The sequence below is a fragment of the bacterium genome, from assembly GCA_018812485.1.
GTDB lineage: Bacteria > JAHJDO01 > JAHJDO01 > JAHJDO01 > JAHJDO01 > JAHJDO01.
In genome coordinates this window covers 1-20,967 of sequence record JAHJDO010000042.1, presented here as the reverse complement: position 1 = coordinate 20,967, position 20,967 = coordinate 1, and the positions used below count along the sequence as shown (strand labels likewise).

The following is a 20,967-nucleotide window of genomic DNA, read 5'->3' as shown; positions in this document are numbered from 1 at the left end:
TACTCACAGCTTCTTTCTATCAGGAATAATAACTTGCTGCAATAACCGCAGCATTTTTGTTGCTGAAATATTTTTCAGCATAAGGACGACAATTAGCTGTTAATTGTGACAAAATATCCGGCTGATTATAAAAATATTCAACTTCTCTCTTTATATTTTCTCCCGTAGGTTCAATGAGCCTGCCGACGGATAAATCAAGAATATACGGGATAGCCCCCTTATTTGCAGCGATTACAGGAGTACCACACGATAAAGACTCAATAATTACCTTGCCAAAAGCCTCCTCATATTGTGAAGGTACTATTAGAATATCGGCTGATTGATAATAAGGAATTAGTTGAGATCCGTAAACACCCTTTACTAAAATAATATTTTCATGCTGCGATGCTGCTTCCTCTATAACTTCAAGTAAAGGGCCATGATCACCAATAAAAACAAAATTTATTTTTTTATCCATCTGTTTTGCAACCTCAATTAATATCTCCACCCCTTTTATCCTGATTAAACGACCTATAAAAAGAACGATGAACTTTCCCGCTAAATGTATTATCTCTTTACTTTCTTTTTTATCCATGGGTTTATATAATTCTAGATCAGTCCAAAGATAGTAGACATCCATTTTGTTCTCTGGTAAACCGATACAAACTAATTCCTGCTTTGAGAAATCAGCCAAGGGTAGAATTTTATCAAAACCAGAGAGTAACCATCTCACCCCATCCGCAAACAAAGTGCCTCTCCGTAAGTTATAAACCGCACAAGTGCTCATTATCAATCTTTTTTTAAAAATCTTTCCCATAAATTTGGTAATAAAGGCAGCAACTAAACCATGGGCATGCAACACATCAATCTTTCTGTGGTTTCTAATCAGGAAGGAAAGAACATGGGAAAAAAGACAGGGAGTTAAATAAAGAAATTCTAACACAGGGTATGATTCCAGTTTATGAAACCAGTTATGACCAAACCAAAGAATTCTACGAACTTCCAAATTTTCTTTTTTTTCATATTTTTTACCCTTTATTCTAGTCGTAAGAGGCTGATAAGTGAGCACATATACCATGTAATTACGCTTTCTCAGATACTCACACAGATCACTTAGATAGGCTTCCACTCCTCCGACATTTGGTCTAAAAAAAGGTGAGATTATTAATATGCTTTTCCTCTTCATTAGTTTTTCAGCCTCTTTCTTTTAAAATATATCTTAATCCTAACATAAATCTCAGGAAATACACGCTTAAGAATAAAACGGGATGAGAAAAGAACCTCATCCATTTCCCTCTTTCCATAAATACCCCAAAATATCTGTAGCAAAATCCCAGTTGTTTTCTTATTGTCCTATCATTCTTTCCCCATTTATTAATATATTCATCAAATGTCTTAGCATAATAAGATTTTTTATTTATATATCTTTTGAGATTAAATTCTCCTTCGTTATGATAAATAGGTGAATCTACAATACTGACTTTACCTATTTCTTTAATCCTTCTATCAAAATCCCAATCTTCAGGACCAGTTAGAGTCTTATCAAATCCGTCTATTTCCAGAAATTTATCCCTGCGGACAAATCGAACGCAATCTATTACTGTTGCATTGTAAAAACTTCTTTCAAAATCCCTTACTTTTATCCAGAATCCTTTGCCAATAATCCTCTCCGGAATATATAAAGCAATACACCCTTCTTTTTCGCATTTTTCTACACATTCAGATACAACACTTTCAGACAATATCATATCGACATCCAGATATAAAACATATTTACCGTTTGCCCGTTCTATGCCAAAGTTTCTCTGAGCGGAGCGTTCTGGGCCCCCGTTGAATAGTTGCACATTCAACGGGGTAAACCATTTTTTAAACTCTTCAACTATTTCTTTCGTTTTGTCTGTTGAGTTATTGTCCACTACGATTATTTCAATTTTGTCCTGAGGATAAGTCACATTTCTAATTGACCTTAAACAACTCTCTATATTTTTCTCCTCATTTTTAGTTGTGATAACTACTGAAACATCCATTAAATATGTCTGTCCTTATTTTTTTCTTTTTTATTTTCTAAAATCCGTTAAATGCCCAAGAACTGATTTTGCTGCACGTAAAATAAAAATTATATCATCAAAGTCCCTTATAGAAGTTATAGTTCTGAATATAAAACCTGGGGTTATAAAAGACTTGTAAAGTCCCTGCGTAAATTGTTTTACATCAGCATCTGTGAGGGGTGTCTCCATTACAGGTTCCTGCATGTCATATCTGTTCCAATCCAGAGTTCTCAGCTGATTGCCTTTTTTGCATTCGTCAAAAAGAGGCGTTCCTGGATATGGTATTACTATTGTTGCTTGCAGTGTATTTACATAGCCCTTGCGAAAAAGCTCCTTTGCGAGTTGAATTGTCCTTAATGCATTTTCCTTGGTTTCCCATGGATATCCTATCATTGTTGTAAGATGCGGATGCAGTCCTGCTTGCTTAGCCATTCTTACGCCTTCTGTTATTTCTGGAACCTTGAGGTTTTTATGTATCCTATCAAGTGTTTCCTGTCTTGCAGATTCCAAGCCGTAGAGTATAAATCTGAAACCGGCTTTCGCCATTAAATCATAATCTTTTTGCTTTAGTGTTCCAAATCTCATATTGCAGTTAAATCTTATTTTTTTATTGTATCCCCTCGCTATCATTCCCTCGCAAAACTCTTTTAGCCATTCTCCTGCAGGGAATGTTCCTGTATCATCCATAATCTCTTTTATGTGATATTTCTCAATCAATATTCCTATCTCATCCAGAACATGCTCCGGCTTTCTTGTTCTAAAATTCGGATAGAGTGTGGTCCATGAACAAAACTTGCACTTCCCCCACCAGCAGTCTCTTCCTGCCATTATATAAGTGCCGGGTGTTCGTTTATAATTTCCGTTCTTATATGCATATAACTGCCACTTTGTTAGATCTCTGTCAATAAAGGGAAGAGTATTTAGATCATGATCAAGCCTGAACTTGCCCGTATTTTTTATTTTATCGTTATGCCTGTACCAGATGCCTGGTTCCAGTTCAGTGGTGAGTTTTTCCAGAACCTTGCAAAGATTGAGGAGAAGGAAATCGTAATCTCCACCAGTTAGAATAAAATCAACTTTACATTTCTCCATGCTTTCTTCAGGCAATGCAGTCACATGGTCGCCGACAAGGACAGTTTTGGGTTTTGAATTTTGAGTTTTGAGTTCGTTGATGATTTTCCAGTGCTGTTTGACTACTGGCGTTTTCGTCTCCATCATTATTAAATCCGGATTTTCTTCAGCAACAAAATTTAGAAATTCTTTATACGTCTTTTTCTCGGCTATTCCGTCATACCAGATCACCTCATATCCAGCATTCTTGAGCATGGTTGCCGCATAGGCAGGAACAATGGGATAGATGTAGGTAGGACTGTGAAACCATTGAAACTGTCTGTTCTGGGAAAGAAGTGGAACCAATTTTTTATCTCCTTTGCGGCTAAGCGGCGGATATGCAATAACTATTTTCATTCTTCTTCCAGCCTTCTGGAAACTAGTCCTTTTATAAAAAAGATCCCGTAGGCAAAATGCGTAGAGATAATTCCCGGAAATACTAAAAGATTTCCGGACTTTACTGTTTCAAATGCTACTGAAATCAGATATATGCCAAGTATAATAAAATACATAGCTTTAAAGAAAACACAAAGTCCTGTAAAGAATGCACCTGTTACTATTCCAGCAACAAGCAATGAAGGAACAAAATAGGAAAACCTTTTAGACGTCTCCGGGAATCTTTTAACAAAATAGCCTCTGTGTTTAGCATAGTTCGCAATCTGTTTAAGATGTTCTTTAAACAAACGTCTTCTATGGTGATATACTAGGGCTTCAGGTTCATAGATTATTTTCTTTCCTAATTTTTTTGTTATCTCCAGACATAAAACGGTATCCTCTCCAGGCCAGAAATTAGTATTGAATCCTTCCAATTTTTCGAAAACACTTTTTCTTACAATCAAATTACATGACGGAAAGTCTTCTACTTCTTTTCTTGTTCCTTTGATATATCTATAACTATATTCTCCGCTAACAAGTTTAGATGAATATACCAATCCGCTGGCTTTTTGCATGGCATCGTCCTTATCAGGAGTTACAGCAGGCCCACCAACGGCCGCTACTTCCGGGTCAATGAAATTCCGAACTGCATTTTTTAACCAACTCTTTTCAGGATAAACATCATCATCTATGAATGCAACAATTTCTCCTTTAGCTTCTTTAACTCCCATATTTCTCTTCATTGCAGGTCCCGTCTCGCCTGTAGGAATAACGGAGACATTTTTGTAACTTAGGCGCTCTTCTTTATCCGGCAGGAATATAATCTCGAATTCCGGATAGTCAAGATTGAGACAGTTTTCTATACACTCTGACAGATATTCAGAGACCTCTTTTGCAGCTACTATTATTGAGACAAAAGGGTATTTTGAATCAGCTCTTTCTTTCATAAAAAATCAATCCGAAGTTTATCAATATAAGCAGTACTCCGCATATTAAAAGTATGTATATAACCTGTTCTAATGACTTGTGAAACATGCAAATTAAGCCAACCTGAACTATTGTCATAATTACAAGCGCAATAATAAAACTAATCTTATGTCTCGCTATATGAAAGCTGTTAATCACTCCTATCAGCGCATATGGAAGCATAGCAAGTCCAAAAATCCATAGGAGATTTACATTGCCAATATATCTGCCGCGTGAAATCAATCTCAATAGAAAATCAGGGAATAAAAAAAAGATTAGTATGCCCGCCAGACAGAGAAATGCCGTAGATATAAGTGCTTTTTTCAGGATTGATAGAGTATCCTTATTGATTGTATGTGCTTCAGCCACCATTGGGAACATGACTAACACTATCGCTCCGGGCAGATACAGGACGCTTTTTCCAAGCACGGATATTGCTGCATATTGGCCTGCGATATTCGCAGAGAAATAGTGCTTCACAAGTGTCATGTCAATCATTGTCAATACTGCGTAAAAAGAAATCGACATAGCCACTGGGATACAAAAAAACAGCATTTCTTTCTTGTATTTCTTTACTGATTCAATCTTTACCTTTACAATATCTCTTATTACTTTACTAAATATCAAAATCCCTGTTATGCTAGCCACTACAGAAGCAAGAATTGCTCCATTCAATCCAAATCCCAGCCATACAAGCAGAGCTCCGCTTCCAATCCTTGATAAAGGACCTAAAATTTGACCTAAAGCGATATAATTAAATTTTTGAAGCCCTGTTGCTGCAGCAAAAAATAAACTTAAAATACCGGAGACAAAAAGTGAGAAACTAACTATTATTACAGGAGAAGTATGTTCTAGCTTATAATAATCCATAATCTGGAATCTGGCTGCAAAAATTAAAATAGAGACGATAATTCCTGCCGGAATAATATACTTGGAAGACTTTAAAATAATCCCTTTTATTTTCCCTATTTCGCTTTTGCCTTTGAACCCTGCAATATACTTTGTGATAACCAAGGCAACAGTTCCTGTTCCTATTGAAGTTATTACTGTAAATGAAAGCAATGCATTCATAGCGCCAAAATCAGCGACGGAGAGATTTCTTCCCATAAAGAATTGAAAAAGATATTGAAAGAAGTTGCCTGCAATTGATGCAATAAAAAGTAATGCGCTGTTTTTATACAGAGAGTCCTTTTTAATGAGTGCTAACATAACACCACAACAAGGGGTTGAAACACCTTGTTCACTTATTCTCCCATTATCTGAACAATGACATATTCTCGTTGACCCAATCAGACAGTTTCTTTACTCCAGTTTCTACATCTATTTTAGGCTGCCATGCAAGCTCTTTTCCTGCTTTCTCAATGTTAGATACAAACACAGGTTGATCACCGGGCCGCCAATCACTGAAACTGTATTCTATTTTCTTATTCAAGAATCTCTCAAGAAAGGAAATAAGTTCAAGCAAAGACATCTTATTATTAGGGCCACCGCCTATGTTATAGATTTTCCCGGAAGCAGCTTCTATATTCTCTATAGCTTTTTCATATGCATCAACTAAATCATCAATAAACAGTACATCTCTAACCTGTTTCCCGTCTCCATAAATCGTAATTGGCTTATCCAGAGATGCAGCTATAGTAAACCATGCAACCCAACCTTGATCTTCTACTCCAAATTGTCTGTATCCATAAATACAACTCTGTCGCATAACAACAGTCCTTAGTCTGTATATTCTGGAATAATCTCTAACATATTGATCAGCTGCGCCCTTTGAGCAGCCGTAAGGAGAATGAAAGTCTAAGATTCTATTCTCAGAGATTCCTTCTGGCAGAGATTCGTATTCATATCTGCCATTTCTTTCAATCACTTTTATGTCAGTCATTCCTCCATAAACCTTGTTTGTGGAAGCATAAATAAATATTGGATTAAGCTTATTTTCTCTTACTGCTTCCAGAAGATTAAATGTTCCAAGCACATTTATCTGGAAATCTTCTCTTGGCTCTAGAACAGAAGTTGCAACTGCTACCTGCGCAGCAAGATGCAATACCACATCAATACTATTTCTATCTGCGAAAATCTTCTTGACCTTTGCATAATCCCTGATATCGCAATCTATGAACTCAAATTTTCCCTGCTGTTTAAGCCATTCAAAATTTTCCTTAGAACCCTTTCTTGACAGGTTGTCCAGAACCACTACCTCATACCCTTTATCCATAAACCGTTTTGCTGCATTACAGCCAATAAATCCAGCGCCGCCAGTTATTAGTATTTTCAATTTTTGTACCACTCAATAGTTTCCCTAATTCCCTTTTCCAGACTGTAAACTGGTTTCCATCCTAGAAGCCTTTCTGCTTTGGTGCTTGATAGGTATTGGTTGTTTATTTCTCCCTTGCTTTTACCTTTGCCTTTTATAATAGGATTCAAAGACTTGCTTCCGGAAACTGCAATAATTTTCTTTACTAAATCCAATACTTTTATCGGATTATTTGATCCAAAGTTGAATGCTTCACCTTTTATGCCCTTTTTATCAGCCTTTTCTGCAGCAATAAGATACGCATTAACTGCATCGTCAATATAGATATAATCTCTCAGCGGAGTTCCATCACTCCTGATAATGGGATTTTTATTCTGGAGAATAGATCTAATCGTATCCGGGATAATTCTTGAGAAATTCAGATCTCCGCCTCCGTAAATATTAGCACATCTTGTTACAACAATCGGCATATCATATGTGCAGGCATAAGTTCTTGCGAGTATGTCAGTACATGCCTTTGATGCGTCATATGGATGGAGTGCATTTAGCGAATAGGACTCTTTGTATGGTAAATCCTGCTGCTCTCCATAAGCCTTATCACTGGATGCTATAACTATTCGCTCTAGCCCTATGTTCCTTGCTGCCTCAAGAATATTCCATGTGCCCCTTATATTGGATTCAAATGTAGAAATAGGAGACCTATTTGCAATTCCTACTATTGTCTGCGCTCCAATGTGGAAGCATGAGTCTATATTATGCTCATTAAAGATACGAGTTATAAGCTGGTAATCTATAAGATCGCCTTTTACAACAGCTTCCAAACTGTTATAAACATTCTTCATATTTGTCAGGACTGAGCCAGGGATCCAATCTCTAATCAAAACCACTACTCTTGCGCCGGATGTAACCAATGCTTTTGTGAGCCACGAGCCTAAAAACCCGTTTGCACCTGTAACAAATACTCTTTTATTCTTCCAGAATTTCCTATCTGTTTCTTTACTCATACTTTCTCCCATAATATGTTTTTAACAGCGCTGCGAATTATATTATATTAAGCATGAAATAGCAATTTTAAAAGCAAGGCAGATAAATCACGATATTCATCGGGATAGAGTATTTCTAAACGGTGTTTAATAACAATTTTGTTGACAAATAAGAAACTATGTTGTAACATGCAAAATCATGAAAGAAATTAATTTAATAACAATAGGTCTGCAGATTCGTCGCATTAGGAAAGATAAAAATTTGAGTCTGCAGGAGATAGCAAATAGAACCGGCCTTTCAAAAAGCCTTTTATCTAAAGTAGAAAATTTTAGAACCATTCCATCACTGCCGGTTTTGTTAAGGATATCAAATGCTTTGAATGTCGATATGGCTGAACTTGTTAAGGGAATAAATAAAAAACACAAGCAATCTTATATTATTGTAAGAAAAAATGAGAGGAAAATAATTGAAAGAGAAAATGCCAGAGGATTTATATATGAATCATTAATAATAACGGAAAATAAAAAAACTTCATTATTTGAATCCTTTATTTTAACCTTAAAGAAGGGTTCAAAAAGAAAACTTGTTTCAACTGATGGAAACGAGTTCCTTTTTATATTAAAAGGGAAAATAGAATTTGAATATGGAAAAAAGAAAATACTTTTAGGAAAAGGGGATTCAATATTTTTTGATGGCAGAATTCCCCATGTGCCTAGAAATATTGGACAAGGTGAAGCAAAAATTCTGGTAATTTATTTGTTGAATTAAATGAGTTTGAACTAAAGCATAGCTGTTACAACGCGAAAGAGAAGGTGGTTAAAAAATGTTAAATAGAATAAGGAAAATTTGGGGAAGCAAAAATTGTTTTACTTTAATCGAACTTTTGATTGTAATAGCGATCATTGCCCTACTTGCATCAATGCTCTTGCCTGCGCTGTCAAAAGCAAGAGAGATGGCAAGAAAAGCAAAATGTATGAGTAATCTAAAGCAGTTAGGGTTGGTCTTAATAATGTATGTAGATGATAATGATGGATATGGACCACTTTTTTATAATACCACTCCAGGCCGTACTTGGGCAATGACACTTGAATACACAGGTTATCTAAAGGATTACAAGATATGTTATTGTCCTACTGGGAAAAAGAATGAAGGATACACCTATCCTGATGATGCCTATAGGGGTGGCTATGGAATGGTAATACCAACGGATGCGAGTGACTATCGATGGATTCAAGGAACTGGTATCGGAACAATCTTTAGAAAACTAAAGTCTCCTTCTCAGTACCCTGTGATTGGTGATTCTTTCAAGAATGATGCAGGTGATTATTGTCAATACTATAGAATAGACACCACTGCCTATTTTACGACGGATACTCTACACCACTTATTTAATCTCTGCCACAATGGAATGGGTAATATGCTCTTTGCCGATGGGCACGTAGAATCTCTTTCTAAAGAAGGGATAGATAAAATAAATGCTCTTGATGATTCAGTTTTTACAGGAGAAATCGTTACATATACTCCATAGAATAAGTTTAATGAGCTATCAGAAAAGAAAAGTTATGTTAAAACCACAAATCTTAACAAACAAAAGACAAAAAAAGGAAAGGAGAAGATACAATGAAAAAAACTTTTAATTTAGTTCTGGGGCTGTTTTTTAGTGTTTTATGTTTTAGATCTGCGCTAGCTATAGGTATTGATCCAGAAGATATTCTTTTCTATGCTCCATATGATGGTAAGGCCGAAGCAGAAATTGCTATAGGTAGTCCTGCCGCAGAAGTTAAAGGTGAGGTAGATTACATAGAAGGTAAAAAAGGCAAAGCCATTGTACTTGGCGATGCAAAACTGATTTATAAAGCAGCAGAAAATCTTAATCTGGATGCAGGCACTATCAGCATGTGGGTTAAACCCGTCAACTGGGATGGAAAGAAGGAGATGTTTCATTTTCTGTTTTATGCCATAGCTCCGGATGAAACCATCCTGATTATTTACAAACACTTCAATCCAAAACTCGGTCTTTTGTTCCTATGCGGACAGAGGACGGGTTTAAAAGATGGGAAAAGAATGCATGAATATGCCAATACGCCTGAAGACTGGGTAAAAAATGAATGGATGCATATTGCTTCAACGTGGAATAAAAAAACAGAGATCATAGAGCTATACATAAATGGAGAACTTGTAAAGGGTATTAAACTCGATGCTGAAAAATTTCCAAATGTCATTCCAGAACAATTTTCGATCAATAATACGCTCTACGGTCCGAAGGACTCCAAGGAGATAACGGCCTATGATGAACTGTGCATTTTTAAAAGAGCTCTCAGCGCTGATGAAATAAAAGAGCTTTATTTAGGTTCCACCTCGGTTAAATCTCAATCGGTAGATAAAAAAAGTATTGAAGCTTCTGTATTTTCAATCCCATTTGTAACAAATGCTCCGGTTATTGATGGGAAAGTGTCCTATGACGAATGGAAAGCAGCTGCAAAAGTTACAGGCTTCTGCAAGGTTGAGATACCTGAGCTTTTAATGAAGAAACATACTACAGTATATGCATGCTATGACAATGAAAAACTTTATTTTTTATATCTTTCCCCTGTCAAAAAAGAATTGCTAACATTGGCCAAGCAACGTGACGGACCGGTATATAATGATGATGCGATTGAACTTTTTTTAATTCCAGCGAAGGAATTAAAGGAAAAGTACTATCAGTTCATTGGCAATTCTATAGGCGCCCATTATGACGCATACGGCGGAGACAAATCATGGAATGGTAAGTGGGAATATGCAACTGATATTTACGAAGGAGTATGGATAGCAGAGTGTAGTATCGCATTTTCAGAACTCACAAATAAGATGCCTTTAGACAGCTCCCAGTGGCTTTTTAATTTCTGCAGGGATTGGCAGTTAGATGCAACAGAATTTTCATCCTTTTCTTTTTGTGCGCAGGGTCTTTTTGCTGAAAGGTTTGGCACAATGGTTTTTACTAAAAAAAAACCGTATCTGCGTCTTGACATAGATTACGACAGTCTTCTTACAAAAAAGTTCAACTGCTCTACTACAATTCTGAATCCGGACAAAAAAAGCATCCAAAAAGCCATCCTTTCCATTACTGCGCAGACAGTAGACGGCAAAGCGTTTTTCTCTGAAGAAAAGAAGGTAAGCCTTTCACCAGGAGAATCGAAAAAAATAGATATCGAAAAGAGCCTTGCAGGTCTGTCCGCAGGAATTATCCGTATAAAACTGGCAGGGGAAAGCGGTCAAATATTTTTTGATCACTTCTTACCAGTTAAATATCCTGAGAAACTAATCATGACGTACAATTTCAACAACAAAGAAAAGCTTCTTTTGGTTGACGTGGATTGCACAGGACTTCTTGATGAAAATACAGGAAATGCTATTGCAGCTATTAAAGATAAAGAAAATAGAACCTTGCATTCTGGGATTATGCCTCTTGATTTAAATACAATGAGCGGCAGATGTCAGCTACCTATTTCCGGGATTACACCGGGGAATTATTATTTAGAGATAATTGTTAGGAATAAACTCGGGGAATCTATTATTACACATAAAGAACCTTTTGATTATATCGGAACCCCTAAATGGCTCACGGAAAAAATAGGTATTATTAATGAAGTACCAAAGCCCTGGACAGCGCTTAAAGTAGAAGAAAACATTGTTAAATGCTGGGGTCGTGAATATTACTTCAGACAATCACCTTTTCCTGAAAAAATTACTTCTCAGAAAGAAGAGCTGCTTACCTCCCCGATCAATCTGCATATGACCGTAAATGGGAACAATATCTCATTCGATAAAGCCGAAATAAGTTTCGAAAAGAAAGAAAATGATATAGTAATACTGGCTGCTCAGCAGAAAACCAAAGATGTAGAAATGAAGGCTCTGACAAAAATCGAATATGACGGTATGATGCGGATTGAGTTTGAGATCATACCTTTAAGCAGCGCAGTAACCATCAACAGTATGGTTTTTGAAGTCCCCTTAGGGAAGGATACGGCAAAACTTATCTTCGCGCACAAACATGAAAGAGATCATATTGCAGATGCGATCCCGGAAGATTTTGCTTGCAAGTTCTATCCATACGTATGGGTTGGAAATAATAATACAGGGCTCGCATGGTTTGTAGAATCCGATCAGTACTGGGAATACAATGGTGAAGATAAAGTAATAGCTATTTCCTCAGAAAAATCATCCAGATACTTAAGAATAAAAGTCATTAACTCTTCTTTCCCTTTGAAAAAAACAGTAAAGTACGTATTCGGGCTTCAGGCTACACCAGTAAAACCTTTTAACAGAAATTTTCGGTCATGGCGTCCGCAAATGGGAAGAAATGCAAATATAGGCCATCCATGGAATATTGACAAAAGTATTAAAAAATATTTCGAAGCTGATCCAGTATACGGAGGAATTTGTACCTTCATCCCCAAAAGTATGGAGGCTTTTAGGAATGAAATGAATAAATGGGAGAAAAAGGGAATTAAGATGTCGCTTTATGCAGCGCCAAATATAATCTCTTCTGAGGCAACTGAATACAAGATGTTTAAGGACAAATGGAGAAATCCATACGGCCCATATCAATTCGCATGTGCGAAATCTACATTTACGGATTTTACTATGTGGGAAATCAATAATTTTGTCAAAGAAGGGAATCTGAAAAGCGTATACGTAGACTGTTGTAAGGCTTATGCATGCGGTGGTACAAAACACGGATGCGGATATTACGACAGCTCGGGATCTCTCAGGCTTACATACCCGATTTTTGCCCTAAGAGAGTACATGAAACGTCTGTATATAATACTGCATCATTTTCCTAAAGAAAGTGAGGATAATATACTCTGGGTACATCAGTCCGGTGCTGTTACTGCTCCGGTAATTTCATTCTGTGATTTTTATTTTTGTGGTGAAGAAGTTGAACATGAACTTGCAAAAGTACCTAATTACATCAAACTTTATCCGCTTGATAAATGGCGGGCTATATATGGTAAACAATTTGGAGTTCCTTCAGCCCTGATGCCTAATTTCGGAAGGCTCACATCCAACGATCACAGGTATAATATAGAAAAAAATGCTACATTTCTGACACTCGTTCTCCTGCACGATACACTGCTCTGGACTAGCTGGTGCCACGAAAAATATGTACATTCCATATATAAAATGCAGGATGATTTTGGCATTCAGGATAATGATATTGAGTTTTTACCATATTGGAACCAAGAAATTGTGAAGGCAGATTTTCCTGAAAAGATTAAAGTAAGCATATACAAGAAACCTTCAGGAAGCATGATTGTCATAGGCAATTTAAGTGAAAATGATAAAACAGTTAATTTAAAAATTGATTTTGATAAATTAGGTCTGACAGGGGGAAATATATCAATAAAAGATATGATTGAAAATAAAGATATAGATAAAGAAAACATCAATATCTTTGTGAAAAAGGAAAACTTCAAAATCATTATAGTAAAGAAGGAGTAGAAAATCACAATAAATATCCATTCAAGAAACCAGTTGCATATAGGTTCCATTTGAGATGTCAACGGCTCACGAAGCTATAAGGATAGCAGTAATTCCGTAACTCGCTAAAATTTTACATAAGGAATATTTACTACAAAACCGATATGATTATTTTATTTGCACTTGGCAGCCTGTTGTTTGCTGCGTTGAATGATTTAGTATTCAAATTTTATGCGCAGAAACAGCGTTCCAGAGGTATTTATGTGGCTGTTATCGGAATGGTCTGGGCGTCTGTATTTATGCTAACTGCAAAAAAAATCGGTTGTAGCGAGAATTTCAGTATTACTTTAATGTGGGGATTAATATCAGGATTATTCTCTGTCATTGCCAACATCATGCTTATCGAAAGCATGACAAGCACTGAGGTAGGTATATGCGCCACCATCTATCGACTTAATCTTGTGCCTGCCGCGATTTTTGCCTTTATCTTTTTTAAAGAGAATATTTCTTTGTGGAAGATTATTGGCATTCTATGTGCATTGGTATCAGTTCTTGCTTTTACGCCAGCGTCAGAACATAAATATAATATTAAGAACAGACACTCAGGATTCTTTCTTGTAATAGTTGCAGGCCTACTACGTGCAGGTATGGGGCTCTCTTACAAATATGGATTATCGCAAGGCGCTGACAAGTACTATCTTCTGGCCATTAATGGCGGTATCTGGATAATTGGGGGATTGACATATCTGATAATAAAAGAAAGAAAATCCCTGTATACACTAAAAAAACCCTTTACCTATGGGATTATCTCAGGAATACTGGTATGCGGTATTGCCTTTTTTATGGCGACAGCGCTGCAATATGGGGATGCAAGTATTGTCCTGCCAATAACCCAACTCAGTTTTATTGCAACAAGCATTATTGGAGTCTTTGTTTTAAAGGAATCATTTAACATGAAAAAGATCATAGGGCTTTGTAGCGGTATTTTGTGCGTTCTTTTCATGACAATAAGAAACTGAGGAGAAATGAAATGACTAAATCTTCAAAATATGACTTTCACATTCACACAAAATATTTAGGTTGTGGAAATTCCACGATGGAGGTCTCTTCTATTGTAAATGAATGTGAACGTTTGGGAGTCACCTCCATGGCGATAACGGACCATCTGAACTCCCTTGATAAGTTGCAGCTTCATGTTCCTATCCGAAAAGATATTGAAAAATTAGATACGAAGATAAAGGTCTATTTTGGTGTGGAATTGAATTTTACTGGATATAACCAGGAATTTGCTTTCAACCAGGAAGTCAAAGAGAAATATGGATTTCAGTTCGCAATAGGTGGGATACACTCCACATATCTTAAGGAGTATGACTTAAATAAGTTAGTTGATATTCAACACAAACATCATTTGAAGACGTGTCAGGATCCCCTTGTTCAGGTGTTAGTGCATCCATATTGGTTTGGCAAGGGTCAATTTGACAGAAATGGATGGACATGGTTCAATTCAATGAAAGCTGTTCCCGAGACCTATGTGCGAGAGCTTGGACAGGTCGCAAGAGAAACAGGGACGGCTATAGAGATAAATGGGTGTGCCAATCTGAATAATCCAGCATTTAGCGAAGAGTATGTAAAAGAATATTTTGATTACCTTTCAATTCTTGCAGAGGAAGAAGTTATTTTCTGTTTGGGGTCAGATGCTCATGACATCAACGAGCTTGCAGCGATTCAAAGTACATGGCAAGTTATAGAACGACTTGGCTTATCTCAAGATCGAATCTGGCAGCCTGAATGTAAACCTATGGTCGGTGGGACGGCAAGAGATGTTCCTATCTCATAAGTGATACTATTTTTTTCGCAACATCTGAGGGGGATAGTTTAGAAGTGTCTATTATATAATCTGCAGCTTTTTCGTATTTTTCTTTTCTTTGTATGAGAACCTCTTCTATTTCATCTACAAAGCTTTTTCCCTCTGTTAAAGACGGCCTATGTTTTCCATGTCTTATCCTTTTTACAATTGCAGGAACATCTGCCTTAAGCCAGAAAATTTCCCCATTTTTTCTGAGATTTTTAAGATTCTTACCACGCAGGATTACTCCGCCACCTGTATCAATAATGTAGTTGTCTATATTGGAAACCTGTTCTGCAATTTTAGATTCTAAATCCCTGAATTTATTCCATCCAAATTTCTCAACAATCTGCGGAATTGACATGCCTGCTTTTTTTGTGATTTCCTCATCCATATTAAGTACAGGCAGTTTCAATTCTTTACTCAGCACTCTTGCAACGCTGGACTTACCAGTGCCTCTATAACCAATCAGAACAATATTCATTATTTGTTTTCTAAAAGAGATGCAGAGTCTTTATCAAGAATAAGATAACACTCCTTATGATCACGTAAAATTGATGCGGGATATTGCGGACTTATTTCTTCATCCATGCAAAGGTGCACAGCTTCTGCTTTCCTCCTGTCCGGCACCGTACAGAGTATCATTTCTGATTTCATTATCTGTTTGACACTCATCGATATTGCCTGTTTAGGAACATCATCTATTGTTTTAAACCAACCCTCTCCCATTTGTTGTTTTTTACATTTCTCGTCTAATGTTACGACAATATAGGGCTTTTCTTCCTCAAAATCAGCAGGTGGATCATTAAATGCCAGATGACCATTTTCTCCTATGCCTACAAAGGCAACATCTATCTTATACTTACTTATAATGCTATTTAATCTTTCCACTTCTTTCTCAAGATTTTCTACATCCCCATTCAAAAAATAATATTCATTTATACCTGTTTTATCTATGAATCTTTCCTTTAAATATTTTCTAAAACTTGCAGGATGTTCTATCGAAATACCCACATATTCATCGAGATGGAACATTCTAACCTTGCTCCAGTCCAGACCATGCATTGAAGTCAGACTTTCGAAAAACTCAAACTGAGAAGCTCCTGTTGCAGCTATAATATTTGCTTCTCCCTTTTCTTCAATAGACTTCTTAATAGTATTACACGCTATATTGGCAGCTTCCCTGCCAACTTCTCCCTTATCTTCTTTAATTATAACTTTCATCTATTTAATCTCCCTTATTTGTAATTATTTCAGGTTTTCTAACAGAACCTTTTTCATCACTTTGATTGGGGCTGTTTTGCCTGTCCAAAGCTCAAACTGCAACGCTGCTTGATAGACGAACATATCAATTCCTGATACTACAACACATCCAGTCTCTTCTGCATCTCTAATAAGACGTGTCTTAAGAGGGTTGTAAATAATATCAAAAACTGCAAGTGAATCTCTTAACAACCTTTTTGGAACAGGAGTATTATCAGTCTTTGGATGCATTCCAACAGGCGTGCACTGTATTAAAATATCAACATCTTGTATCCGCTTTTCAAGAGACTTCTCATTTGTAATGAACCCCATTAGATATTTACTATCTAACGAACTAAACCCTTTAACATCTTGAACTAATTTATCTAGTTCATCCTTTATGATTCCACCAATTACAAGAGATGCGGGTTTTTCTTTCATAACAAGTGTAAATGCAATTGCTCGCGCAGCACCGCCAGAGCCTAAAATTAAGATTCTTTTACCTTTAATATCAAGACCCTTTTCTTTTAACGAACGTACTGCTGCAGTTCCATCGGTGGTGCATCCTTTTAGATTCCCGTTTTCATTAACAATGGTATTGACTGAGCTTATTTGCATTGCAACTTCATCAGTCTCATCAAGATATTTTATTATCTCTACTTTATGTGGAATTGTAACGCTTATGCCTTTTATGCCTAGTCCTCTTATACCTGCTATTGCAGAGGATACGTCCCGAACTCTAAATGCAACATAAACATAATTAAGTCCAAGATGATCAAACGCTGCATTATGTATGGCAGGGGATAAGGAATGTTCTATAGGATTCCCAATAACAGCACAAAGTTGAGTTTTTGCATCCATGCACCCTATATAGCATAATGTTCGGCAGATATCAACTTGAAGACGATCATTAATTTAGTAAAAGAAGAATATTCTTTACGAATTTTCGTTTTTAGATATAATTCTCAATGTAATAAGAAACTTAATTATAACAAAAACCGAAAGGAGAATTATGAATAGTACAAAAACCCGTTTAACGTATCGTATCTTTTTCGGACTTTTTGCATGTGGAGCCATAGTAGGTTTTTTATCGAATCCTGAAGCTAGAACATTCCTTAAATATGGTTTTATGTTATATGGTATTTTCCTATTTATTCATATAGCAGCGACTGGGAAAATGCCGTTTACAAAACAGTAAAGGATAGATGATAAGACGAGGTAGTCTGGAAATGTTGAGATATGGCTAATTTATATGTTACTAAAAACTTAACAGGAGGATATAGGTATGAAAGTTAGTATCAATAAAGAAGATTGTGTTGGATGTGGGATATGCGCAGATGACTGTCCTGATGTCTTTGAAATGCCGGAAGACGTTGCTGCAGTTAAAGCAGAAGAAGTGCCGGAAAATCTAGTTAGTGCAGTAAAGGAAACTGCTGAAAACTGTCCAGTTGATGCAATCATTATTTCAGAATAAAAAGTCCCCCTTTGAAGGGGGGGGCAGGGGGATGTAAGTTGAAAAAATACGCAAGATTCTCAATTGATGGCGGTCCCTCCAAATATGGTTTAGTTGAGAATGATGTTATTATAGAAACAGACGGCGATATTTTTAGCAGTTTCAAAGTTACTGAGAAAAAATACAGTATTAAGAATGTAAAGATACTGGCTCCATGTTTACCCAGCAAAGTAGTCGCTGTAGGGCTCAATTACATAGACCATGCAAAAGAACTTGGCATGAAAGTACCTGACGAGCCTGTTTTATTTATGAAACCAAGCACTTCTGTTATAGGTCCGGATGATAATATTATATATCCAAAAATGAGCAGGCGCGTAGATTATGAAGCAGAATTGGCAGTAGTAATCAAGGATAAAACGAAAAATATTCAGCCTGAAGAAGCGAACGCCCATATATTTGGATATACTTGTTTAAATGATGTCACTGCGCGGGATCTTCAAAAAAAAGACGGGCAATGGACAAGAGCTAAATCATTTGATACATTCTGCCCTATAGGCCCATATATTGTAACAGATATAAATCCTGATAATCTAAAAATAGCACTTTTCTTAAACGGACAATTAAAGCAATCATCCACTACAAGCAACTTGATTTTCAATGTTCAAAAACTTGTAAGTTTCATCTCAAAAGTCATGACCCTTTTCCCAGGAGATATAATAGCTACAGGCACTCCCTCCGGGATAGGCCCCCTGAAACGCGGAGACAAGGTAGAAGTAGTTATTGAGAAAGTCGGAAGATTAAGGAATTTTGTCTCTTAACTTCTTATGATAACTGTGTGCAAATCTGTGAGCTTCATCTCGAATATGTTGTAATAATTGCAGAGGCTTTGAATTCCTTGGCAAAATTATAGGATTTGATTTGCCTCTTACGAAAATATGCTCCTGTTCCTTTGCTAGAGCTATTATGGAAATGCCATCTATACCTAATTTACTAATTTCATCTGCAGCTGACGAGAGGTGTCCTCTTCCGCCATCTATTAAAATTAAATCCGGCATTTGACCACCCTCATGCAACAGACGGGAATATCTTCTGTGAACTATCTCTCGCATCATAGCATAATCATCCACGCCACATGCTTGTTTTATCTTAAACCTTCTCCAGTTATTTTTATCCGGCTCGCCTCCTATAAAACTGACCATTGCGCCCACGGCTTCTTTGCCGCTTATATTAGACACATCAAACCCCTCAATTATATACGGAGTATTAGGGCTTTTTAGTGTCCTCTTCAGAGATTTTAATATATCAACCTTCTTTTTCTCAAGAAAGTTTGACTCTAATTTTACCCTTGCGTTCTTACTGGCCATATTCAGAAGTTCAAATCTAGTTCCCCTTTTTGGAACATGTACGACTACTTTACGCCCAATCTTACTTTGCAGCCAATCCTCTATAATAGATTTGTCTTTAACATCAAAAGGAACATTTATTGTTGCGGGGATAAAACCAGTTTTAGAATAGAATTGTTTGATAAACGATTCCAGTATCTCTGTATCTGAAAACATATTATTAGGTTCCAGCAAGAAGTTCTCTTGACCAATTAACTTCCCCCCTCTAACAATAAGCATACATACGTAAATAGCTTTTTCATCGCTTTTTGCTATTCCAATATAATCATCATCCTTGACAGAATGTAAATTCACTTTTTGTTTCTCTGTAATTTTTTCGATATTTTTTGCTTTTTCTCTGAGCTTTGCTGCTAATTCGTACTGCTGATTCCTGCTGGCCAGTTTCATTTGTTTTTTTAGAGAGCGAAGAACCTCGTTCATTCTGCCTTCTAAAAACATTCCTACACTATTGACCAATTTTTGATACTGCTCTCTTGTAATCTTCCCTGCACACGGAGCGCTACATTGTTTCATATAATAATTAAGACACGGCCGTTCTAATTTATGAGAACCTAACTTCTTATTGCAGTTTCTAATGGGAAACAGGTTTCTGATTAATCGGAGAGTTTTCTTTGCCCCTGTAACGTCAGTATAAGGTCCATAAAAGACTGCCTCTTTATCCGTAAGGTCTCTTGTAAGACAAATCCTTGGGAACTCCTCATATTTACTTATCTTTATATAAGGATATTTTTTGTCATCTTTCAATCTGAGGTTAAATTTGGGTTTGTATTCTTTTATTAAGTTGATTTCTAGATTTAAGGCTTCTGCAGAAGATTTTGTTACAATATAATCTATATCTGCAATCTCTTTAACTAATTTCGAATTTTGAATTGGGTAAATTGGGGAGGTTTGAAAGTATGATCTAACACGATCCTTGAGCGATGCAGCCTTGCCTACATATATGACTTTCCCATTTTTATCTTTAAAGATATACACTCCGCAATCAGATGGGAGTGCGTGTATTTTCTTTTTTGTAAAAATTCTTTATAACCTCTACTACTTCTTGAGAAGTGTCTGCAACATGGAAAATATTTGTATCTTTTTGAGAAATATACTTTCGTTTGATGAGTTCTCCATTAATCCATTCAACCAACTCCCTCCAGTATTCTCCTCCTACCAGAATTACAGGAAAAGAGTTAATCCTTTTGGTTTGTATTAATGTAAGCGCCTCAAAGAATTCATCCATTGTTCCGTAACCACCTGGAAATACAACATATGCAGAAGCATACTTAACAAACATTACCTTTCTGCAAAAGAAATATCTGAAGTTAAGAAGAGTTTTGACAAACTTGTTTGGCTTTTGTTCTCGTGGTATTTCAATGTTCAGTCCTATTGATTCTCCGCCTGCCTTAAATGCGCCTTTGTTAGCAGCTTCCATTATCCCGGGCCCGCCGCCGCTAATAATAGCATAGCCTTCTTTTACAAGCATCGCTGCTAGTTCTTCAGCTATTTTGTAATATTTATCATTAGGTTTTACTCTTGAAGAGCCAAAAATGCTTACAGCTTTGCCTACTCTGGATAATATCTCAAATCCCTCTATAAACTCTGCCATTATTCTGAAAACGCGCCATGTATCATCAGATTTAAAATTCTCTATATTCATAATAATTGCCTCTTTTCTTTACATTTAAGATATCACATTGCACTAATAAAATCAAAGCTCTATTGACCCTAGAATCGCTATTGGAAATAAATTGGTGTGGAAAGATATTGAAAAAGCCTCGTTGGCAAGCGATAATAGGACTCACAAAACTAAAACAACCACTTAACCAACGAGGTGAAACAATGGTACAACAAACAGTACT

21 protein-coding genes are annotated in these 20,967 nt (G+C 36.5%); 8 read left to right on the top strand and 13 right to left on the bottom strand.

The annotated features are described in order from the left end of the window. Window positions 1-19: 19 nt before the first annotated feature. The 7 genes from KKC91_03200 to KKC91_03170 are packed head-to-tail and all read right to left on the bottom strand — an operon-like array spanning window position 20 to window position 7,736. On the bottom strand, window positions 20-1,165 hold the full coding sequence (locus KKC91_03200; GenBank protein MBU0477558.1) for a glycosyltransferase family 4 protein: 1,146 nt from the start codon (window positions 1,163-1,165) through the stop codon (window positions 20-22). Window positions 1,166-1,172: 7 nt separating this feature from the next. Next, window positions 1,173-2,006: a glycosyltransferase gene (locus tag KKC91_03195; protein ID MBU0477557.1), complete on the bottom strand. Its 834-nt coding sequence runs from the start codon at window positions 2,004-2,006 to the stop codon at window positions 1,173-1,175. A gap of 30 nt (window positions 2,007-2,036) precedes the next feature. After that, window positions 2,037-3,494: a B12-binding domain-containing radical SAM protein gene (locus KKC91_03190; GenBank protein ID MBU0477556.1), complete on the bottom strand. Its 1,458-nt coding sequence runs from the start codon at window positions 3,492-3,494 to the stop codon at window positions 2,037-2,039. Next, window positions 3,491-4,459 carry a glycosyltransferase gene (locus KKC91_03185; GenBank protein MBU0477555.1) on the bottom strand — a complete coding sequence of 323 codons (969 nt, stop codon included), beginning with the start codon at window positions 4,457-4,459 and terminating at the stop codon, window positions 3,491-3,493. The genes KKC91_03190 and KKC91_03185 overlap by 4 nt, the downstream gene beginning before the upstream one ends. Then, window positions 4,443-5,687: an oligosaccharide flippase family protein gene (locus KKC91_03180; GenBank protein ID MBU0477554.1), complete on the bottom strand. Its 1,245-nt coding sequence runs from the start codon at window positions 5,685-5,687 to the stop codon at window positions 4,443-4,445. The genes KKC91_03185 and KKC91_03180 overlap by 17 nt, the downstream gene beginning before the upstream one ends. A gap of 46 nt (window positions 5,688-5,733) precedes the next feature. Then, entirely contained in the window at window positions 5,734-6,753 is a 1,020-nt protein-coding gene (locus KKC91_03175; GenBank protein ID MBU0477553.1) for an SDR family NAD(P)-dependent oxidoreductase, read from the bottom strand. Beyond that, window positions 6,750-7,736: a GDP-mannose 4,6-dehydratase gene (locus KKC91_03170; protein MBU0477552.1), complete on the bottom strand. Its 987-nt coding sequence runs from the start codon at window positions 7,734-7,736 to the stop codon at window positions 6,750-6,752. The genes KKC91_03175 and KKC91_03170 overlap by 4 nt, the downstream gene beginning before the upstream one ends. A gap of 178 nt (window positions 7,737-7,914) precedes the next feature. On the opposite strand from KKC91_03170, the gene KKC91_03165 reads away from it, so the two are divergent. The 5 genes from KKC91_03165 (at window position 7,915) to KKC91_03145 (ending at window position 15,016) form a co-directional block, all read left to right on the top strand. After that, the gene (locus KKC91_03165; GenBank protein ID MBU0477551.1) at window positions 7,915-8,484 is read left to right on the top strand and encodes an XRE family transcriptional regulator; all 570 of its coding nucleotides are present in this window, start codon (window positions 7,915-7,917) and stop codon (window positions 8,482-8,484) included. 55 nt (window positions 8,485-8,539) lie between these two features. Next, entirely contained in the window at window positions 8,540-9,244 is a 705-nt protein-coding gene (locus tag KKC91_03160) for a prepilin-type N-terminal cleavage/methylation domain-containing protein (protein ID MBU0477550.1), read from the top strand. Between the two features lie 92 nt (window positions 9,245-9,336). Further along, window positions 9,337-13,200, top strand: coding sequence for a hypothetical protein (locus KKC91_03155; GenBank protein ID MBU0477549.1), 3,864 nt, complete (start codon window positions 9,337-9,339; stop codon window positions 13,198-13,200). Window positions 13,201-13,343: 143 nt separating this feature from the next. Beyond that, on the top strand, window positions 13,344-14,198 hold the full coding sequence (locus KKC91_03150) for an EamA family transporter (GenBank protein ID MBU0477548.1): 855 nt from the start codon (window positions 13,344-13,346) through the stop codon (window positions 14,196-14,198). 11 nt (window positions 14,199-14,209) lie between these two features. Then, complete coding sequence (locus KKC91_03145) at window positions 14,210-15,016, top strand: PHP domain-containing protein (protein ID MBU0477547.1); 807 nt, start codon at window positions 14,210-14,212, stop codon at window positions 15,014-15,016. On the opposite strand, the gene KKC91_03140 is transcribed toward KKC91_03145, so the two are convergent. Genes KKC91_03140 through KKC91_03130 form a run of 3 tightly spaced genes read right to left on the bottom strand, consistent with a single transcriptional unit; the run spans window position 15,006 to window position 17,128 of the window. Continuing rightward, entirely contained in the window at window positions 15,006-15,509 is a 504-nt protein-coding gene (locus KKC91_03140; protein MBU0477546.1) for a shikimate kinase, read from the bottom strand. The genes KKC91_03145 and KKC91_03140 overlap by 11 nt on opposite strands. After that, window positions 15,509-16,249: a glucosamine-6-phosphate deaminase gene (locus KKC91_03135; GenBank protein ID MBU0477545.1), complete on the bottom strand. Its 741-nt coding sequence runs from the start codon at window positions 16,247-16,249 to the stop codon at window positions 15,509-15,511. Before KKC91_03135 ends, KKC91_03140 begins: the two co-directional genes overlap by 1 nt. A gap of 24 nt (window positions 16,250-16,273) precedes the next feature. Beyond that, complete coding sequence (locus KKC91_03130; GenBank protein ID MBU0477544.1) at window positions 16,274-17,128, bottom strand: shikimate dehydrogenase; 855 nt, start codon at window positions 17,126-17,128, stop codon at window positions 16,274-16,276. Window positions 17,129-17,279: 151 nt separating this feature from the next. On the opposite strand from KKC91_03130, the gene KKC91_03125 reads away from it, so the two are divergent. From KKC91_03125 to KKC91_03115, 3 genes are all read left to right on the top strand, one after another. Continuing rightward, window positions 17,280-17,465 (top strand): hypothetical protein, encoded by a 186-nt coding sequence (locus tag KKC91_03125; protein ID MBU0477543.1) that lies wholly within the window; start codon window positions 17,280-17,282, stop codon window positions 17,463-17,465. An 87-nt stretch (window positions 17,466-17,552) separates the two neighbouring features. Next, window positions 17,553-17,741, top strand: a complete 189-nt coding sequence (locus KKC91_03120; protein ID MBU0477542.1) for a ferredoxin — start codon at window positions 17,553-17,555, stop codon at window positions 17,739-17,741. 38 nt (window positions 17,742-17,779) lie between these two features. Further along, entirely contained in the window at window positions 17,780-18,538 is a 759-nt protein-coding gene (locus tag KKC91_03115; GenBank protein MBU0477541.1) for a fumarylacetoacetate hydrolase family protein, read from the top strand. On the opposite strand, the gene uvrC is transcribed toward KKC91_03115, so the two are convergent. The 3 genes from uvrC to KKC91_03100 form a co-directional block, all read right to left on the bottom strand. After that, complete coding sequence (gene uvrC, locus KKC91_03110; protein MBU0477540.1) at window positions 18,518-20,098, bottom strand: excinuclease ABC subunit UvrC; 1,581 nt, start codon at window positions 20,096-20,098, stop codon at window positions 18,518-18,520. The two genes, KKC91_03115 and uvrC, sit on opposite strands and share 21 nt — an antisense overlap. A gap of 7 nt (window positions 20,099-20,105) precedes the next feature. Further along, a complete protein-coding gene (locus KKC91_03105; protein ID MBU0477539.1) occupies window positions 20,106-20,765 on the bottom strand; it encodes a TIGR00730 family Rossman fold protein in 660 nt (219 codons plus the stop codon). Then, on the bottom strand, window positions 20,746-20,967 hold a 222-nt coding region (locus tag KKC91_03100; GenBank protein MBU0477538.1), incomplete at its 5' end, for a hypothetical protein. The genes KKC91_03100 and KKC91_03105, both read right to left, overlap by 20 nt.

Excerpts from the sequence above, each read along its gene's own strand:
- KKC91_03170 (MBU0477552.1), bottom strand. The coding sequence starts at position 7,736 with ATGAGTAAAGAAACAGATAGGAAATTCTGGAAGAATAAAAGAGTATTT.
- KKC91_03105 (MBU0477539.1), bottom strand. The coding sequence starts at position 20,765 with ATGAATATAGAGAATTTTAAATCTGATGATACATGGCGCGTTTTCAGA.
- KKC91_03190 (MBU0477556.1), bottom strand. The coding sequence starts at position 3,494 with ATGAAAATAGTTATTGCATATCCGCCGCTTAGCCGCAAAGGAGATAAA.
- KKC91_03140 (MBU0477546.1), bottom strand. The coding sequence starts at position 15,509 with ATGAATATTGTTCTGATTGGTTATAGAGGCACTGGTAAGTCCAGCGTT.
- KKC91_03155 (MBU0477549.1), top strand. The coding sequence starts at position 9,337 with ATGAAAAAAACTTTTAATTTAGTTCTGGGGCTGTTTTTTAGTGTTTTA.
- KKC91_03130 (MBU0477544.1), bottom strand. The coding sequence starts at position 17,128 with ATGGATGCAAAAACTCAACTTTGTGCTGTTATTGGGAATCCTATAGAA.
- KKC91_03160 (MBU0477550.1), top strand. The coding sequence starts at position 8,540 with ATGTTAAATAGAATAAGGAAAATTTGGGGAAGCAAAAATTGTTTTACT.
- KKC91_03165 (MBU0477551.1), top strand. The coding sequence starts at position 7,915 with ATGAAAGAAATTAATTTAATAACAATAGGTCTGCAGATTCGTCGCATT.
- KKC91_03120 (MBU0477542.1), top strand. The coding sequence starts at position 17,553 with ATGAAAGTTAGTATCAATAAAGAAGATTGTGTTGGATGTGGGATATGC.
- KKC91_03185 (MBU0477555.1), bottom strand. The coding sequence starts at position 4,459 with ATGAAAGAAAGAGCTGATTCAAAATACCCTTTTGTCTCAATAATAGTA.
- KKC91_03125 (MBU0477543.1), top strand. The coding sequence starts at position 17,280 with ATGAATAGTACAAAAACCCGTTTAACGTATCGTATCTTTTTCGGACTT.
- KKC91_03180 (MBU0477554.1), bottom strand. The coding sequence starts at position 5,687 with ATGTTAGCACTCATTAAAAAGGACTCTCTGTATAAAAACAGCGCATTA.
- KKC91_03200 (MBU0477558.1), bottom strand. The coding sequence starts at position 1,165 with ATGAAGAGGAAAAGCATATTAATAATCTCACCTTTTTTTAGACCAAAT.
- KKC91_03195 (MBU0477557.1), bottom strand. The coding sequence starts at position 2,006 with ATGGATGTTTCAGTAGTTATCACAACTAAAAATGAGGAGAAAAATATA.
- KKC91_03135 (MBU0477545.1), bottom strand. The coding sequence starts at position 16,249 with ATGAAAGTTATAATTAAAGAAGATAAGGGAGAAGTTGGCAGGGAAGCT.
- KKC91_03150 (MBU0477548.1), top strand. The coding sequence starts at position 13,344 with ATGATTATTTTATTTGCACTTGGCAGCCTGTTGTTTGCTGCGTTGAAT.
- KKC91_03145 (MBU0477547.1), top strand. The coding sequence starts at position 14,210 with ATGACTAAATCTTCAAAATATGACTTTCACATTCACACAAAATATTTA.